General features: G+C 72.8%; 13 protein-coding genes and 1 riboswitch. Of the genes, 6 read left to right on the forward strand and 7 right to left on the reverse strand.

Annotated elements, in window-relative coordinates; translation table 11 throughout:
• Window positions 1–26: 26 nt before the first annotated feature.
• Genes ACFW9Z_RS18820 through ribD form a run of 4 tightly spaced genes read right to left on the reverse strand, consistent with a single transcriptional unit; the run spans window position 27 to window position 3,750 of the window.
• The gene (locus tag ACFW9Z_RS18820; RefSeq protein WP_384641809.1) at window positions 27–1,331 is read right to left on the reverse strand and encodes a bifunctional 3,4-dihydroxy-2-butanone-4-phosphate synthase/GTP cyclohydrolase II; all 1,305 of its coding nucleotides are present in this window, start codon (window positions 1,329–1,331) and stop codon (window positions 27–29) included.
• Complete coding sequence (locus ACFW9Z_RS18825) at window positions 1,328–1,972, reverse strand: nicotinamide riboside transporter PnuC (RefSeq protein ID WP_384641812.1); 645 nt, start codon at window positions 1,970–1,972, stop codon at window positions 1,328–1,330. Before ACFW9Z_RS18825 ends, ACFW9Z_RS18820 begins: the two co-directional genes overlap by 4 nt.
• The gene (locus ACFW9Z_RS18830; protein ID WP_384641815.1) at window positions 1,969–2,649 is read right to left on the reverse strand and encodes a riboflavin synthase; all 681 of its coding nucleotides are present in this window, start codon (window positions 2,647–2,649) and stop codon (window positions 1,969–1,971) included. Before ACFW9Z_RS18830 ends, ACFW9Z_RS18825 begins: the two co-directional genes overlap by 4 nt.
• Window positions 2,650–3,750 carry a bifunctional diaminohydroxyphosphoribosylaminopyrimidine deaminase/5-amino-6-(5-phosphoribosylamino)uracil reductase RibD gene (ribD, locus tag ACFW9Z_RS18835; RefSeq protein WP_384641817.1) on the reverse strand — a complete coding sequence of 367 codons (1,101 nt, stop codon included), beginning with the start codon at window positions 3,748–3,750 and terminating at the stop codon, window positions 2,650–2,652.
• A 159-nt stretch (window positions 3,751–3,909) separates the two neighbouring features.
• A riboswitch (FMN riboswitch) is annotated at window positions 3,910–4,040 on the reverse strand.
• Window positions 4,041–4,353: 313 nt separating this feature from the next.
• Between ribD and ACFW9Z_RS18840 the strand changes: the two genes are divergently transcribed.
• Window positions 4,354–6,705, forward strand: a complete 2,352-nt coding sequence (locus ACFW9Z_RS18840; protein WP_384641820.1) for a chitinase C-terminal domain-containing protein — start codon at window positions 4,354–4,356, stop codon at window positions 6,703–6,705.
• Window positions 6,706–6,880: 175 nt separating this feature from the next.
• Here the strand turns inward: ACFW9Z_RS18840 and ACFW9Z_RS18845 are convergent, their stop codons facing one another.
• Window positions 6,881–8,158, reverse strand: a complete 1,278-nt coding sequence (locus ACFW9Z_RS18845) for an ROK family transcriptional regulator (protein ID WP_384641823.1) — start codon at window positions 8,156–8,158, stop codon at window positions 6,881–6,883.
• Between the two features lie 168 nt (window positions 8,159–8,326).
• Here ACFW9Z_RS18845 and ACFW9Z_RS18850 point away from each other — a divergent pair, with 168 nt between their 5' ends.
• Both ACFW9Z_RS18850 and ACFW9Z_RS18855 read left to right on the forward strand, forming a co-directional pair.
• Entirely contained in the window at window positions 8,327–9,556 is a 1,230-nt protein-coding gene (locus ACFW9Z_RS18850) for an MFS transporter (RefSeq protein ID WP_384641826.1), read from the forward strand.
• A gap of 269 nt (window positions 9,557–9,825) precedes the next feature.
• Window positions 9,826–11,268, forward strand: coding sequence for a uracil-xanthine permease family protein (locus ACFW9Z_RS18855; RefSeq protein ID WP_384641829.1), 1,443 nt, complete (start codon window positions 9,826–9,828; stop codon window positions 11,266–11,268).
• Between the two features lie 42 nt (window positions 11,269–11,310).
• Here ACFW9Z_RS18855 and ACFW9Z_RS18860 read toward each other — a convergent pair whose 3' ends face one another.
• On the reverse strand, window positions 11,311–12,537 hold the full coding sequence (locus ACFW9Z_RS18860) for a glycoside hydrolase family 6 protein (RefSeq protein WP_384641832.1): 1,227 nt from the start codon (window positions 12,535–12,537) through the stop codon (window positions 11,311–11,313).
• Window positions 12,538–12,633: 96 nt separating this feature from the next.
• Between ACFW9Z_RS18860 and ACFW9Z_RS18865 the strand changes: the two genes are divergently transcribed.
• A complete protein-coding gene (locus ACFW9Z_RS18865) occupies window positions 12,634–13,335 on the forward strand; it encodes a DUF5995 family protein (protein ID WP_384641835.1) in 702 nt (233 codons plus the stop codon).
• A gap of 145 nt (window positions 13,336–13,480) precedes the next feature.
• Here the strand turns inward: ACFW9Z_RS18865 and ACFW9Z_RS18870 are convergent, their stop codons facing one another.
• Window positions 13,481–14,161: a response regulator gene (locus tag ACFW9Z_RS18870; RefSeq protein WP_384641838.1), complete on the reverse strand. Its 681-nt coding sequence runs from the start codon at window positions 14,159–14,161 to the stop codon at window positions 13,481–13,483.
• Window positions 14,162–14,406: 245 nt separating this feature from the next.
• On the opposite strand from ACFW9Z_RS18870, the gene ACFW9Z_RS18875 reads away from it, so the two are divergent.
• Window positions 14,407–15,393 (forward strand): ATP-binding cassette domain-containing protein, encoded by a 987-nt coding sequence (locus ACFW9Z_RS18875; RefSeq protein WP_384641841.1) that lies wholly within the window; start codon window positions 14,407–14,409, stop codon window positions 15,391–15,393.
• Complete coding sequence (locus ACFW9Z_RS18880; RefSeq protein WP_384641844.1) at window positions 15,390–16,190, forward strand: ABC transporter permease; 801 nt, start codon at window positions 15,390–15,392, stop codon at window positions 16,188–16,190. The genes ACFW9Z_RS18875 and ACFW9Z_RS18880 overlap by 4 nt, the downstream gene beginning before the upstream one ends.
• Window positions 16,191–16,193 lie beyond the last annotated feature (3 nt).

A 16,193-nucleotide genomic window follows, 5' to 3' on the forward strand; every position in this document is an offset into this window, starting at 1 on the left:
TACGGGTTTACGGGGTCTTCTCTGGTTCACTGGTTGGCGCAGGGCGACGCCGGGGCGCCTTCGAGCCAGGGCAGGTCGTGGCCCATGCGGTCGCGCTTGGTGCGCAGGTACCGCAGATTGTGCTCACCGGCCTGCACGGGCATGGGCTCACGGCCGGTGACGGCGAGTCCGTGGCGCAGGACGGCCGCGGTCTTGTCGGGGTTGTTGGTCATCAGCCGCAGGCTGCGTACGCCGAGGTCGGCGAGGATCTGTGCGCCCGCCGCGTAGTCGCGGGCGTCGGCGGGCAGGCCGAGCTCCAGGTTGGCGTCGAGGGTGTCCACGCCGCGCTCCTGGAGTTCGTACGCGCGCAGCTTGGAGAGCAGGCCGATGCCGCGTCCCTCGTGGCCGCGCAGATAGACGACGACGCCCCGGCCCGCTTCGGTGATCCGCTGCATGGAGGCGTGCAGCTGGGGGCCGCAGTCGCAGCGCTGGGACTGGAAGATGTCGCCGGTCAGGCATTCGGAGTGGATGCGGACGAGGACGTCCTCGCCGCCGTTCGCCGTGACGTCGCCGTGGACGAGGGCGACATGCTCGACGCCGTCGACGGTGGAGCGGTAGCCGTACGCGGTGAAGTCGCCGAACGCCGTGGGCAGGCGGGTGGCGGCCTCGCGGCGGACGGTGGGCTCGGCGCTGCGGCGGTAGGCGATCAGGTCCTCGATGGAGATGATCGTCAGGCCGTGCTTGCGGGCGAAGGGGATCAGCTCGGGCAGCCGCAGCATGGTGCCGTCCTCCCCCGCGATCTCCACGATGGCCCCGGCGGGGCGGAGTCCGGCGAGCCGGGCGAGGTCGACGGCGGCCTCGGTGTGGCCGTTGCGGACGAGGACGCCGCCGGAGCGGGCGCGCAGCGGGAAGATGTGGCCGGGGCGGACGAAGTCGGCGGGTCCCGCCGTGCCGCCCGCGAGCATCCGCAGGGTGGTGGCGCGGTCGGCGGCGGAGATGCCGGTGGTGACGCCGTGCGCGGCGGAGGCGTCGACGGAGACGGTGAAGGCGGTCTGCATCGACTCGGTGTTGTCGGCGACCATCTGCGGGAGTTCGAGCCGCTCCAGCTCGTCGCTCTCCATGGGCGCGCAGATCAGGCCGCGGCACTCGCTCATCATGAAGGCGACGATCTCCGGGGTCGCCATCTCGGCGGCGATGACGAGGTCGCCCTCGTTCTCGCGGTCCTCGTCGTCCACGACGACGACGGGCCGGCCGGCGGCGATGTCGCGGATGGCCTGCTCGACGGGGTCCAGGGAGAGGTCCTCGGCGAGCGGGTCGTGGCCGGGGTGCAGCCAGGTGGGCTGGGCAGTCATGCCGTGGCTCCTTCCAGAGCGGGTGTCCGCGTACGCAGCCACCAGTCGCGCATGCCCCACAGGACGAGGGCGCCGTAGATGATGTAGACGAAGCCGGAGAAGGCGAAGCCGTTCGCGAAGTTCAGGGGGACGCCGACGAGGTCGACCAGGAGCCAGGCGAACCAGAACTCGACCATGCCCTTGGCCTGGGCGTACATCGCGACGACGGTGCCGACGAAGATGTACGCGTCCGGCCACGGGTCCCAGGAGAGCGTGGGGAACGCGGTGAACAGGCCGCCGACGGCGAGGGTGCCGAGGGCGGCGGCGCCGATCAGCACCCCGCGCTCGCGCCAGGTGGCGAAGCGGACGGCGAGGGAGCCGTCCTGGGCCTGCTGCCTGCCCCGGTTCCAGGACTGCCAGCCCCACAGGGCCACCACGATCACGACGAGCTGCTTGCCCGCGCTGCCGGAGAGGTGCGCGGAGGCGAAGGCGGTGAAGAGGATGGCCCCGGCGAGCAGCTGGGCGGGCCAGGTCCAGATGGAGCGCCGCCAGCCGAGGGCCAGGGCGGCCAGGCCGATGAGGTTGCCGATCAGGTCGGCCCACTTGATGTGCTGGCCGAACACGGTGAAGGCTTCGGAGTTGAGCCAGGAGACGGTGCTCATCGCGGATCCTGCCCGGCGGTCCGGTCGTCCGGCAGCGGGCCCTGGCCGGACAGGTCGCTTTCCGGCAGCAGGCCCTGTGCGGACCCGGAACGGTCCCCGAGCAGCCGCTCGACGTACTTGGCGATGACGTCCACCTCCAGGTTGACCGGGTCGCCGGGCTGCTTGTGGCCGAGCGTGGTCAGGGCGAGGGTGGTGGGGATGAGGCTGATGGTGAAGTAGTCGGCCGCCGCCTCGACGACGGTGAGGCTGACGCCGTCGACGGTGATGGAGCCCTTCTCGACGACGTACCGGGTCAGCTCGGGCGGCAGGGAGACCTTGACGAGCTCCCAGTGCTCGGAGGGAGTGCGCTCGACGATGGTGCCGGTGCCGTCCACGTGCCCCTGGACGATGTGTCCGCCGAGCCGCCCGCCGAGCGCCATCGGGCGCTCCAGGTTGACCCGGGAGCCGGTGGCGAGGGCGCCGAGGCTGGAGCGCAGAAGCGTCTCGGCCATCACATCGGCGGTGAACTCGCCCTCGCCGGTCTCCACGACGGTGAGGCAGACGCCGTTGACCGCGATGGAGTCGCCGTGCTTCGCGCCGTCGGTGACGAGGGGGCCGCGCAGCCGGAAGCGGGAGGCGTCGGCGAGCTGCTCGACGGCGGTGACCTCACCCAGTTCTTCGACAATTCCGGTGAACACTCAGTTTCCCTTCCGAGCAGGGGCGGGGGCGGCGGTGATACGGAGATCGGGGCCGATCGGGACGGTCTCGGTCACATCGAGGCGCAACGCGCGGGAGATGGTGGTGATTCCGGCGTCGCCGAGGGCGGCGGGGCCCGCGCCGAGCAGGACCGGGGCGAGATAGCCGACGACCTTGTCGACCTTTCCCGCCGCGACGAAGGCTCCGGCCAGGGTCGGCCCGCCTTCGAGGAGTACGGAGCGGACGCCTCGGGTGTGCAGGACGGCGAGGAGGGCGTCCAGGTCCAGGCCGGGGCCGGTGGCGGCGCGGGGCAGCCGCAGGAGGACGTCCTCGGGGAGGTGGCCGGCCGGGGCGTCGTCGGCGACCGCGATCAGGGTGGGCGCGGTGGCGTCCAGGACGCGGGCGCCGGGCTTGACGGCGGTGGCGTCCGTGTCGACGACGACGCGCAGGGGCTGGGTGGCGCCGTCGATGCCGCGCACGCCGAGCTGGGGGTCGTCGGCGCGGGCGGTGCCGGAGCCCACGAGCACCGCGTCGGCCTCGGCCCGGAGCCGGTGGACGTCGGCGCGGGCCTCGGGCGAGGTGATCCAGCGGCTGGTGGTGTCGGCGGCGGCGACGCGGCCGTCGAGGGTGGCGGCGTACTTCCACAGGACGTACGGGCGGCCCAGGCGCACCGAGGTGAGCCAGGCGGCGTTGCCCGCCTCCGCCTCGTCGGCGAGGAGGCCCTGTTCGACCTGGACCCCGGCCGCGCGCAGGGTGTCGGCGCCGCCGGTGGCCTGCGGGGTCGGGTCGCCGACCGCGTACACGACCCGGCTGATCCCGGCCTCCAGGAGGGCCTGGGCGCACGGGCCGGTGCGGCCGGTGTGGTCACAGGGTTCGAGGGTGACGTAGGCGGTGCCGCCCCGGGCCTTCGCCCCGGCCGCGCGCAGGGCGTGGACCTCGGCGTGCGGCCCTCCGGCGCGCTGGTGGAAGCCTTCACCGGCCAGGGCTCCGGAGGCGTCGGTGATCACACATCCGACGACCGGATTGGGGCTGGTGGAGCCGAGACCGCGGGCGGCGAGCGTGATGGCTCGGCCCATGGCGGTGATGTCGGCTGCGGTGGCCACCGGGTCCTCCTGCCTCTTCGGGCACGGACTCCGGGGCCTGTCGATGACGACAGATGAAGCGGCTCACCACGGCAGACGCCGAAAACCGAAGATGGGACGCAGGGGTCCGGGGCATCCCGGCCATGCGTCCGCCTACGGCGGCGTACCGATGACGAACCGCCGCGCACTGCCTCCCATCCGGACTTTAACCGTCGGTCCAGGAATCCCACCTGGTCAACCGGCCGCTGGCTGCGGACGGGTCGCGGACTATAACCGCCGGTTCGGAATTGCACCGACCCCGGAGTGCGCTGCTACTGGTACGGAACCAGTCTGCCACGGACGCCCCTCGGCCATGCGGGTGAGCGCTGTGGGCTGGGTCACAGGAAACCTGACGCAATCCCGCCTCCGGGAGACCGGCGAGTGGCCGACAAGCGACCGACAACGTAGTCATTCAGAAAGTTGAGCGCTAAAGGTCCAGACCTATTGACGCACTGGTCTAGTCCTCTTAATCTCTGCGTCACCTCCGAGGTTCGGTCCCACGGTGTGCGCACACCGGGACCCCGACACGACCCATCCCCTTTTAGCCAGTTGTGTTCTGCCGACCTCCACAGGAGGAACGTCCACATGCTGTCCCCCACCCGAGCGAGGGCCACGCTCCTCGCCGCCGGCGCCGCTGTCGCCGGCCTGCTGATGACCTCCCTCGCGGCCACTCCGTCGGCCGCCGCCACCGACCACGAGTCCTGTCGCCCGGACGGGCTGTACAAGACGCCCGGGGCCGACACCCCGTACTGCACCGTCTACGACACCGACGGCCGCGAGAAGATGGGCGACGACCACCAGCGCCGCGTCATCGGCTACTTCACCAACTGGCGTACCGGCAAGGACGGCAAGGACGCCTACCTGGTCCCCAACATCCCCTGGGACAAGGTGACGCACCTCAACTACGCCTTCGCGCACGTCGACAGCTCCAACAAGCTGTCGGTCGGGCCCGACAACGCCGACAACGCCTCCACCGGAATGACCTGGCCCGGGGTCGCGGGCGCCGAGATGGACCCGGCGCTCCCCTACAAGGGGCACTTCAACCTGCTGACCAAGTACAAGAAGCAGTACCCGGACGTGAAGACCCTGGTCTCCGTGGGCGGCTGGGCCGAGACCGGCGGCTACTTCGGCCCCGACGGCAAGCGCGTCAACTCCGGTGGCTTCTACTCGATGGCGACCAACGCCGACGGCTCGGTCAACACGGCGGGCATCAACACCTTCGCCGACTCGGCCGTCGCCTTCATCAAGAAGTACGGCTTCAACGGCGTCGACATCGACTACGAGTACGCGACGTCCATGAAGGACGCGGGCAACCCCATGGACCACACGCTGGCCAACGGTCGCCGCGCGGGCCTGGTCAAGGGCTACGACGTCCTCATGAAGACGCTGCGCGAGAAGCTCGACCACGCGGGCGCCGCCGACGGCAAGCACTACCTGCTGACCGTCGCCGCCCCCTCCTCCGGCTACCTGCTGCGGGGCATGGAGACGTACCAGATGCAGAAGTACCTGGACTACGTCAACATCATGTCCTACGACCTGCACGGCGCCTGGAACGAGTACGTCGGCCCGAACGCCACCCTGTTCGACGACGGCAAGGACAACGAGCTGGCGCAGGCCGGTGTGTACACCACCTCGCAGTACGGCGGTGTCGGCTACCTCAACACCGACTGGGCCTACCACTACTTCCGCGGCTCCATGCCGGCCGGCCGCATCAACATCGGTCTGCCGTACTACACCCGCGGCTTCAAGAACGTCCAGGGCGGCACCGACGGCCTCTGGGGCAAGGCGGCCACGACGAACTGCCCGGCGGGCGCGGGGCTGACCAAGTGCGGTGACGGCGCGGTCGGCATCGACAACCTGTGGCACGACAAGGACGACAACGGCCAGGAATCGCCTGCCGGTTCCAACCCGATGTGGCACGCGAAGAACCTGGAGAAGGGCATCGTCGGCGACTACCTCACCGACTACGGCTTCCCGGCGAACACCCAGCTGACCGGCACGTACGCCCGTAAGTACGACTCCACGCTGACCGCCCCGTGGCTGTGGAACGCCCAGAAGAAGGTCTTCCTCTCCACCGAGGACGAGCAGTCGGTGAAGGCCAAGGCCGACTACGTGGTCGACAAGGGCATCGGCGGCACGATGATCTGGGAGCTGGCGGGCGACTACCAGTGGAACGCGGCCAAGGGCCAGTACGAGACCGGCAACACGCTGACCACCGCGATGTACGACGCCTTCAAGTCGGCGACCCCGTACGGCGCGAAGCGCTCCACGATCGACCTGCCCACCGAGGCCGTCGACATCGACGTCTCCTTCGGACAGTTCGCGCTCGGTGACTCCAACTACCCGATCAGCCCCAAGCTGAAGATCACCAACAAGACCCAGGCCACCCTGCCCGGCGGCACGGAGTTCCAGTTCGACTACGCCACCTCGGCCCCGGCCAACGCCAAGGACCAGTCCGGCTTCGGTACGTCGATCATCCGCAGCGACCACACGGCGGCCAACAACATCGGCGGCCTCAAGGGCGAGTACAACCGGGTCTCCCTGAAGCTCCCGGCCTGGCAGACCCTGGCCCCCGGCGCCTCGGTGGAGCTGGACTTCGTCTACTACCTGCCCACCTCCACCCCGTCCAACTGGACCGTGACCTTCGGCGGGAAGACCTACTCCCTCGCCGGGGACCTGGCCCGCGGCACCACCCTGGTCGAGCCCGGCACCGGCAGCACCCCGACGCCGACGCCGACCGGTCCCACCCCCACCCCGACCTCGACGGCTCCGGGCGGTGAGTGCACGGCCCCGCCGTGGAACGCGGACGCCTCGTACGGCGGCGGCACGGTCGTCAGCCACGAGGGCCGCGAGTGGAAGGCCTCGTGGTGGACGAAGGGCGAGGAGCCCGGCACCACCGGCGAGTGGGGCGTCTGGAAGGACCAGGGCGCCTGCTAGCTCCCGTACGGGGGTGAGCGCACCGCCCCCTCCCATACGGGGGTGGGCGCACCGCCCCCGTGACCTCCCGGCACCACGCGTGAAGCCCCGGCAGCCACTGCCGGGGCTTCACCCGTTACGGGTGCCGTACGGGCCGGGGCGACCGCCCTGCCTCCGGGCCGCCCCGCACGTGTTCTCAGCCCCCCGGCGCGAACAGCGCGTCCTGGGCCGCGTCCCGGGCGGCGAGCAGCGCCCCGCGCAGTACGGCACCGTCCCCCAGCGAACCGGCCCGGACCTCGGTGCGCAGGGGTGACAGCCGGGCCAGCCGCTCCTCGACACGGGCGGCGAGCGCGGGACCGCCGGCCTCACCGACCGCACCGGCCAGGAGTACGCAGCCGGGGTCCAGGACCGAGGCGACGGCGGCGGCCCCGAGGGCGAGGCGGTCGGCCAGTTCGCCCAGGAACGCCTCTCCCCGCTCCCCTGCCTCCAGAGCGGTACGTACGGCGGCCACGGCGGCGACCTCCTCCCGGCCCCCGGCGGCCTTCTCCCAGCCTTCCCGGGCCTCCGAGCCCTCCCCGGCCTCCCGGCCCTTCCCAGGCTCCCCGGCATCCCTGGCCTCCTGGCCCGCGTTCCGGGAAGGCTCGATGCCGTGCCGGGCGGCGAGCTCGCACAGGGCCACCGAACCGGCCAGGGAGTGGAAGCCGCCCGCGCAGTCGACGGCCGAGGGCAGTCCGCCCGATCCGGGCACCGGGAGGAAGCCGATCTCCCCCGCGCCCCCGGAGGCGCCCTGCCGCAGCCTGCCGTCCAGCATCACGGCGGCGCCGATGCCCTGGCCCAGCCAGATCAGCACGAAGGTCTCGCGGTCGCGGGCGGCTCCGTCCCGGTGCTCCGCGACGGCCGCCAGATTGGTCTCGTTCTCGACCAGTACGGTCGCGGGCAGCCGCTCCTGGAGCACCCGGACCAGGCCCCGGTGCCAGGCGGGCAGCCCGGAGCTGTCCCGCAGTTCGCCGGTGGCCGGGTCGATCAGCCCCGGGGCCCCGATGCCGACGCTGTGCAGCGGGACGGACCCCGCCTCGCGGGCGGTGCGCTCCAGCAGGGCGACGGACTGCTCGACGGCGGCGGCGGTCCCGGTGCCGTCCGCGATGGGCAGGGCCGCCTCGGCGAGCGTGGTCCCCAGCAGATCGGCGACGACCACGGAGACGCTTCCGGTGCGCACGTCGAGGGCGGCGAGGTGGGCCCGGTCGGCGACGATCCCGTACAGCTTCGCGTTGGGGCCCCGGCGGACGGCCCCGGACTCACCGACGACATGGATCAGCCCGGCGCCCTGGAGCCGTTCGACCAGGTCGGCGACGGTGGGGCGGGAGAGTCCGGTCAGGGTCTTCAGCTGCGCGGCCGTCAACGGGCCTTCCTGCTGGAGCAGTCGCAGGGCGAGCCGGTCGTTGATGGCCCGAGCCGTGCTCGGTGATGCGCGCATACCGGGATCCTTCCAGATCACTGCGGAGCCTCCGGCCTGGGTCGGCGGCGAGAGCTTCCCGAAAGAACTATTTATCAGGCAGGGTTCCTGATAGTTTACGCGGCGCAGTGGGGAGCGGGAGCACGGGGAAGGACCCGGGCACCGGAACCTCAGGGAGGGCACTACCGCATGACGAAGGAACCGGCCGTCACGGTCCACGGCGCGGAGCAGGTGAGGCGGGCCCGGTTCGCCGTCGCCACGGTCTTCACGGTGCACGGGGCGGTGACCGGCAGCTTCGCGACCCGGGTGCCCTGGATCCAGGACCACGCGGGGGTGAGCACCGGGCAGTTGGGGCTCGCGCTGGCCTTCCCGGCGATCGGTGCCTCGATCGCGATGCCGCTGGCGGGCCGGATCAGCCACCGCTTCGGCGCCCGGACCGCCCTGCGCGGGCTGCTCGCCCTGTGGACGCTGGCCCTGATCCTGCCCGCGCTGGCGCCGAACCTGCTGACCCTGTGCGCCGCCCTGTTCGTCTACGGGGCGACGGCGGGCATGTCCGACGTGGCGATGAACGCCCTGGGCGTGGAGGTGGAGAACCGGCTCGACAAGTCGATCATGTCGGGGCTGCACGGGATGTGGAGCGTGGGCGCGCTGATCGGTTCGGCGGCGGGCACGGTCGCCGCCCACATCGGCACCGACGCCCGGCTCCACCACACGCTCGCCGCCCTGGTGCTGACCGCGGTGGGGCTGCTCGCCTGCCGGGGCGTGCTGGACCTGCGCAGCGAGCCGGACGAGGAGCCGCCGCCGCGCTTCACCCTGCCGCCGAAGTCGGCGCTGATCATCGGGGCCGTCGGCTTCTGCGCGGTCTTCGCGGAGGGGGCCAGCCTGGACTGGTCGGCGGTCTACCTGCGGGACGTCCTGGGCAGTTCGGACGGGGTCGCGGCCGCCTCCACCACGGCCTTCGCCCTGACGATGGCGGTGGCGCGGCTCGCCGGGGACCGGATCGTGGACCGGTTCGGCGCGGTGCGGACCGTACGGGTGGGAGGGGCGCTGGCCACCGCGGGCGGCCTGCTGGTGGTGTTCTCGTCCTCCCCGGCGGTGGCGATGGGCGGCTTCGCGCTGCTGGGCCTCGGCGTGGCGGTCGTGGTCCCGCTGGCCTTCGCGGCGGCCGGGCGCAGCGGACCGAACCCGAGCCAGGCCATCGCGGGCGTCGCCACCATCACGTACACCTCGGGCCTGATCGCCCCCTCCGCGATCGGCTCGCTCGCGGAGGCGACCTCGCTGGTGGTGTCGTTCGGCGTGGTGACCGTGCTGGCGTTCGGCCTGGTGCTGGGCGCGGGGGTCCTGCGGGCGGGCGACCGGAAGGTCACGGGCTCGGCGGTGGACGGCGGTGCGGCCGCGAAGACCGCGTCGGGGAGCTGAGCCCGCCCCGGTGGCGGTACGGCGACGAAGGCCCCGTCCGGGAGCCGAACCCACCCCGACGGCGGCACGGCGACGAAGGCCCCGTCCGGGAGCCGAACCCACCCCGACGGCGGTACGGCGACGAAGGCCCCGTCCGGGAGCCGAACCCGCCCCGACAGCGGGGCTCCCGGCCGCACCACTACCATGGCGCTGATCTTTTTCCGCAGGTGAACACCGCACACCGGATCACGGACCGGCCGGCACACCGAGCAGACCTTCAGGGAGCAACCATGAGCCTCGGCGTGCGCTGGACCTTGCACGGCGACGGGAAGACCCCCGCGCCCGGGGCGGTGGTCCGCCCCGACGAGCGGCTCTCCTGGCCCCGTACGTTCGGACTCGGCGCCCAGCACGTGGTGGCGATGTTCGGGGCCTCGTTCGTCGCCCCGGTCCTGATGGGACTCGACCCGAACCTCGCGATCATGATGTCCGGGGTGGCGACCGCGATCTTCCTGCTGGCGACGAAGGGCCGGGTGCCGAGCTACCTCGGCTGCTCGCTCTCCTTCGTCGGCGTCGCGGCCACCATCCGGGCGAGCGGCGGTGACAGCGCGACCGTCACGGGTGCGGTGCTGGTGGTCGCCGCCGTCCTGTTCCTGGTGGGCCTCGCGGTGCAGCGGTTCGGCGCGCGGATCATCCATGCGGCGATGCCGCCGGTGGTGACCGGCGCGGTGGTCATGCTGATCGGCTTCAACCTGGCCCCGGTGACCGCGTCGACGTACTGGCCGCAGGACCAGTGGACCGCGCTGGCGGTGATGCTCGCCACCGGCCTGGCCGTGGTGTGCCTGCGCGGCTTCCTCTCCCGGATCGCGATCTTCCTCGGGCTGGTCTTCGGTTATCTGCTCTCCTGGGTGCTGGACCTGGTCTTCGGCAAGATCCACTCCCCGGCGGGCGGCGCGGAGGCGGTCGACCACTGGCGGCTGGACCTGTCGGGCGTGGGCGCGGCGGACTGGATCGGCCTGCCCTCCTTCCACGCCCCGGCCTTCGAGTGGTCCGCGATCCTGGTGGCCCTGCCCGTGGTGATCGCGCTGGTCGCGGAGAACGCGGGGCACGTCAAGGCCGTGGGCGAGATGACCGGCGACTCCCTGGACGACAAGCTCGGCACCGCCATCGCGGCGGACGGCGCCGCGTCGATGCTCTCCACCGCCGTGGGCGGCCCGCCCAACACCACGTACTCCGAGAACATCGGCGTGATGGCCGCCACCCGCGTCTACTCCACGGCCGCCTACTGGGCGGCGGCCTGCTTCGCCCTGCTCTTCGGCCTCTGCCCCAAGTTCGGCGCGGTCGTCGCCGCGATCCCGGGCGGGGTGCTCGGCGGCATCACCGTGATCCTGTACGGGATGATCGGCCTGCTCGGCGCCCAGATCTGGCTCAACGGCCGGGTGGACCTGCGCAATCCGCTCAACCTCGTACCGGCCGCCGCGGGCATCATCATCGGCGTCGGCGGGGTCACCCTGAAGATCACGGACAACTTCGAACTGGGCGGTATCGCGCTCGGCACCCTCGTCGTGATCACCGGCTACCACGTGCTGCGCGCCTTCGCCCCGGCGCACCTCAAGACCCAGGAACCGCTGCTGGACGCCGGGACGTCCACGTACGACGAGGAGTCGGGCGAGAGCTCGGCCGACGGCACGGGAAGCGGCGCGGGAGACGGGAAGCCCGGGCCCGGGAAGGCCTGACCCGCCGGAGGCGCACGGCAGCCGCCGGAGGCGCTCGGCGGCTCAGCCCGTAGCCAGGGCGTACGCGTACTCCGGGGTGAAGGAGCCCGCCGCGCCCGAGCAGCCGTCGGACTCCCCCGGCAGCTTCACCCACAGATACGCGTCGATCCCGCTCTCGCCCGTCCGCGTCGTCGGGGTCTGCCCCAGCGCCCGGCCCGCCGGATCGCACCACTGGCCCGCCGCCGGGGCGCCGTTGCCGTTACGGCTGGTGTCGATGACGGCGCCGAGGCCGGGCGGGCCGCCGAGGGCTGCCAGGACCCGGCGGGCGTACGCGGTCTCGTCGGCGGTGCGGTGGAAGTTGGCCACATTGGTGAAGATGCCGTCGCCGCTGGTGGCCGCCCCGGCCGCCCGGAGCGCGGCCGCCTGTTTGGCGGGGGCGTGCCAGCCGGAGTGGCCGCCGTCGAAGTAGACCCTGGCCTGCGGGTTGGCGGCGCGCAGGGTGTCTCCGGCGCGAGCCAGGGCGGCGAAGCGGGCCGCGCGTTCGGGGGCGGTGAGGCAGTCGGAGAGGGCGATGGCGTCCGGTTCCAGGATGACGATCGCGGGGCCCGCGCCGAGCCCCTGGGCGAACTCCCGTATCCAGGTGTCGTACGCCGCGAGATCCGGCGCCCCGCCCTGCGAGGCCCCGCCGCAGTCCCGGTCGGGGATGGCGTACGGCACGAGCACCGGGGTCCGCCCGGCGGCGGCCGCGCCCCGGGTGACGGCGCGGACCTGCCCGGCGATCTCCCCCGGGTTGTGGGCCGCGAACCAGACCGCCGCGGGCTGCGCCGCGATCCGGGACTCGATCAGCGGACGGCGCGGGTCGTCGGGGTGGGCCCGCACCCAGTCCAGGACCTGGGAGCGCGGGTGGCGGAAGAGGCGGTTCCGGGGGGCCGGGGCGGGTGCGGGCGCGGGAGTCACCGCCGTGGGGGCGGCGCTCGTACGGGAGGCGCCGGGCGCCGGGGGCGGGGAGGGGGACGGAGACGGCGGCCGGGTCGGCGCGGGAGTGGGGGAAGGGGACGCGGTGGGCGGCGCGGCGCTGGGCGTCGGGACCGCCGGCAGCGGCTGGAGGACCGGCGGGGGCGTCGGTTCCGGGACGGCCGTGTTCCGCCGCTCGTCCTGCCCGGCCTCGATCAGCCCGGCCGTGGCACCGATCACCACGACGGCCGACGCGACGGCCAGCAGCCCGTGCCGACGGGCGGCCCGTCGGCGCTCCCGGTGTGCATTGCGGCGTTCTGCGCGTATGCCCGGCACTCCACGATCCCCTTTTCCGGCACCGTCGTTCGTCCGTTCCGATGAACCTGCGGCCGGTCGGTGCCAGGGCGAGCCTATGACTGGGACGCTCCGCACATGGCGCAGATCGAACAGTTCACGGAACCGGCCGGCCCCGGCACCCTGACGGCGGGCGCACCGACGGCGATCGAACGGATGCGGGCCTTCCGCTCGCGGTGGCCGTCCACGGACGGGGTCGCGGTCTTCAACCAGGTCTATCTGACGGCCGTCGAGAGCGCCCCTCTCGGGCCCGGCCGCGACGGCCCCGGAGCCGCCGAAACCCTGGGCGCGCGCCTCACCGAACGTTATCTGTCGGCCGTGGACACGGCGGCGACGGGAGGCCGCCCGCCGGAGTGCTGGCGTCCGCTCCTCCAGTACCGGCGCCATCCCGGCGTACGTCCGGTGCAGTTCGCCCTGAGCGGCCTCCAGGCGCACATCGGCCACGACCTCGTGCTCGCGGTGGTGGACACCTGTCGTACGCTCGGCTGCGCTCCGCCGGAGCTGGAAGGGGAGTTCGAGCGCGTGGGCGATCTCCTCGTGTTGCTGGAGGAGCGGATCCACGACGATCTGATGCCGGGCCCCGACCTCCTGGAGATCACGGATCCGCTGACCCACCTGGTGAGCTCCTGGAGCCTGGAACGAGCCCGCGAGGCCGCCTGGACGGCGGTCCTGGTCCTCTGGCGGCTGCGCGGATTCCCGGCGCTGGCCGAGGAGTTCGGACAGCGTACGGACGCGGGGGCCGGTCTGGTGGGACGCTTCCTGCTCACGCCGTGCCGCTGAGACGGCCCTGGTCCCGTAGTCCCGGGCGGGGCTGGCAGTGCCAAGTAGTGCCCGTAGTGCCAAGTGGTGCGGGTCGTCCCGGCAGTTCCCGTACAGCTGCGGCTCGGACCGGACGCCAACACCCGTTCAGGACGCCAACACCCGTTCAGCGGGGGCCCGGTGGGACCAGACCCGCCTCGTACGCGGAGATGGCCGCCTCCACCCGGTTGCGTACGCCCAGCTTCGCGAGCACCGCGCTGACGTGCGCCTTCACCGTGCCCTCGACCAGGTGCAGCCGGTGCGCGATCTCCGCATTGGACAGCCCCGTCCCGAGTCCGGCCAGCACCTCGCGCTCCCGTTCCGTGAGCCGCTCCAGCGAACGGTGGGGATGCGCCGCCCGGTGCGCGCGCAGCCCGGCGATGACCCGGCCCGCGACCCGCGGGGACAGATAGGCCCCGCCTGCCCCCACCGCCCGCACCCCGTTGAGCAGTTCCCTCGGGTCGTCCGCCTTCAGCAGGAAGCCGTCGGCGCCCTCCTCCAGGGCGCGCGTGACGTACTCGTCCTGGCCGAAGGTCGTCAGCATGATCACCCCGACCGTCCTCGGCTCCCGGTGGAGCCGCGCCGCCACCGTCAGCCCGTCCAGGCCGGGCATCTGGATGTCCAGCAGCACCACGTCCGGCCGGTACCGGCCGGTGAGCAGGATCGCCTCGTGGCCGTCCGCCGCCTCGGCGACCACTTCGATGTGCGGGTCCCTGGCGAGGATGGCCCGCACTCCGGCCCGGACCATCGCCTCGTCGTCGGCCACCAGGACCCGGACCGGTCGGCTGCTCGGTGTCGTCTCTGCCACGCGGCGAGCCTACGGCGGGCGCGGCACCCCGCGAACGGCAAGGCCCCGGATCTCATCCCCGGGCCGGGTACCACCCCTGTCGAAAGGCAGGGCGCCGCTGCCGTTCGTCCGATGGGCACCGGGACGCCGGACTCCTAGCGTCGCTTCCGTACGGGACACCGGTCCGTACGGGACGGGAGGCGGCCGCCGTCTCCGGGCCGTCCCCACCCGCGCTCCGCGCTCCGCGACCGACACGAAGGAACTCCGTGATCACCCTCCGAGGACTGACCAAACGCTATGGCGACACCCTCGCCGTGGACGGGCTGACACTCGATGTCGAAGCCGGCCGGGTGACCGGCTTCCTGGGCCCCAACGGGGCCGGAAAATCCACCACGATGCGCATGATCCTGGGGCTGGACCACCCCACCCGGGGCCGCGCTCTGATCGCCGGGCGCCCCTACGCGGATCTGCGCCGCCCGCTCTGCGCGGTCGGCGCCCTGCTGGACGCCCGGTCGGTCCACCCGGCCCGTTCCGGCCGCACGCACCTCGTCGCCCAGGCGCGGGCCAACGGCATCCCCGTACGCCGGGTGGACGAGGTGCTGGAGACCGTGGGCCTGACGAAGGCGGCCCGTCGGCCGGCGGGCACGTACTCGCTCGGGATGAGCGGGCGGCTCGGGGTGGCGGGCGCCCTGCTCGGCGATCCGTCGGTGCTCGTCCTGGACGAGCCGGTCAACGGCCTCGACCCGGACGGCGTACGGTGGATCCGCCGGCTCGTCCGGGGCCGGGCGGCGGAAGGGCGGACCGTCTTCCTCTCCAGCCATCTGATGAGCGAGATGGAGCTGACGGCCGACCATCTCGTCGTCATCGGACGCGGCCGGCTGCTGAGCGACACCTCCATGACGGAGTTCCTCGCCGCCGCCTCTCCCCCGTCGGCGCGCGCGGTGGTTCCCGACCCCGGGGAACGGGCGACGCTGGTGCGCCGCCTGAGGACGGCCGACGGGGTGAGTGTCGGGACGGCCGCGACCGGCGAACTCACCGTCGAGGGCCGCACCGCCGCCGAGGTCGGCGACCTGGCCCACCACTGCGGGATCCGGTTGCACGGGCTGAACGACGTCCGGGTCTCGCTGGAGCAGGCGTACATGGATCTGACCGCGCGCAGCGTCGAATACGCGACGGGCGGCAGCGGACCGGACACGGCTGCCGCGACCGACAGGGCCACGGTCCCGGCAGCGAACCAAGGGGGACGGCAGTGACCACGACGGCACCCGGACGACGGACGGATCCGCTCCGGTCCCTGCGGCGCACACCCGGTGGCTTCGCCGGAGCGGTCGCCTGCGAAGGGACCAAACTGTGGTCCGTCCGGGCCCCCTACCTCTGCCTTCTGGCAGGGCTCGCGGTCACCTGTGTCTTCACCTTCTACTACGCCTCGATCGCCCGTATCAACGAGCATCCCGTCCAGCCCGTGGGGAACGCGGCGGCCTCCTCCGTCGTCATCGTCCAGTTCGCCGTCGTCGTCCTGGCCACGGTCGCGGTGGCCTCCGAGTACACGACGGGGAGCGTACGGGCGTCCCTGCTCTGGGTGCCCCGGCGGCATCGGGTCCAGGCGGCGAAGGCGCTGGTGACGGCCGTCGTCGCGTTCGTCGCCGGGACTCTGTTCGCCGTCGTGGGCACGGTGGTGGCCTGGGTCGCGTTCGACGGGCGGGCCACCCTCGACGTGGGCCCGACACTCCGTCAGCTCCTCGCGATCGGTGTCTACCAGGCGTTGGTCGCCGTACTGACCGTGGGTACGGCGTTCGCCGCGCGCCACCCGGCCGGCGTTCTGTCGATCCTCGTCGCCCTCCTGTGGGCCCTGCCGAGCGTGCTCCTGGGGCTGGGAGGCCCCTCGCTCGCGAAGGTCAACGGCTTTCTGCCGCACGGGGCCGGGGACCACTTCATGCGTATCGGCGCCGAGGGCACGCTCGCGCCGGCGACGGCGGTCCTGATCGTGGCGGCGTGGGCCGGGGCCGCGCACCTGACCGGCCTGTACGTGCTGCGCCGCCGGGACGCCTGACCC

The sequence above is a fragment of the Streptomyces sp. NPDC059452 genome (genome assembly GCF_042750035.1).
Lineage (GTDB): Bacteria > Actinomycetota > Actinomycetes > Streptomycetales > Streptomycetaceae > Streptomyces.

Coding starts and splice junctions, on each gene's coding strand:
- ACFW9Z_RS18820 (WP_384641809.1), bottom strand. CDS start 1,331: ATGACTGCCCAGCCCACCTGGCTGCACCCCGGCCACGACCCGCTCGCC.
- ACFW9Z_RS18825 (WP_384641812.1), bottom strand. CDS start 1,972: ATGAGCACCGTCTCCTGGCTCAACTCCGAAGCCTTCACCGTGTTCGGC.
- ACFW9Z_RS18840 (WP_384641820.1), top strand. CDS start 4,354: ATGCTGTCCCCCACCCGAGCGAGGGCCACGCTCCTCGCCGCCGGCGCC.
- ACFW9Z_RS18845 (WP_384641823.1), bottom strand. CDS start 8,158: ATGCGCGCATCACCGAGCACGGCTCGGGCCATCAACGACCGGCTCGCC.
- ACFW9Z_RS18850 (WP_384641826.1), top strand. CDS start 8,327: ATGACGAAGGAACCGGCCGTCACGGTCCACGGCGCGGAGCAGGTGAGG.
- ACFW9Z_RS18855 (WP_384641829.1), top strand. CDS start 9,826: ATGAGCCTCGGCGTGCGCTGGACCTTGCACGGCGACGGGAAGACCCCC.
- ACFW9Z_RS18865 (WP_384641835.1), top strand. CDS start 12,634: ATGGCGCAGATCGAACAGTTCACGGAACCGGCCGGCCCCGGCACCCTG.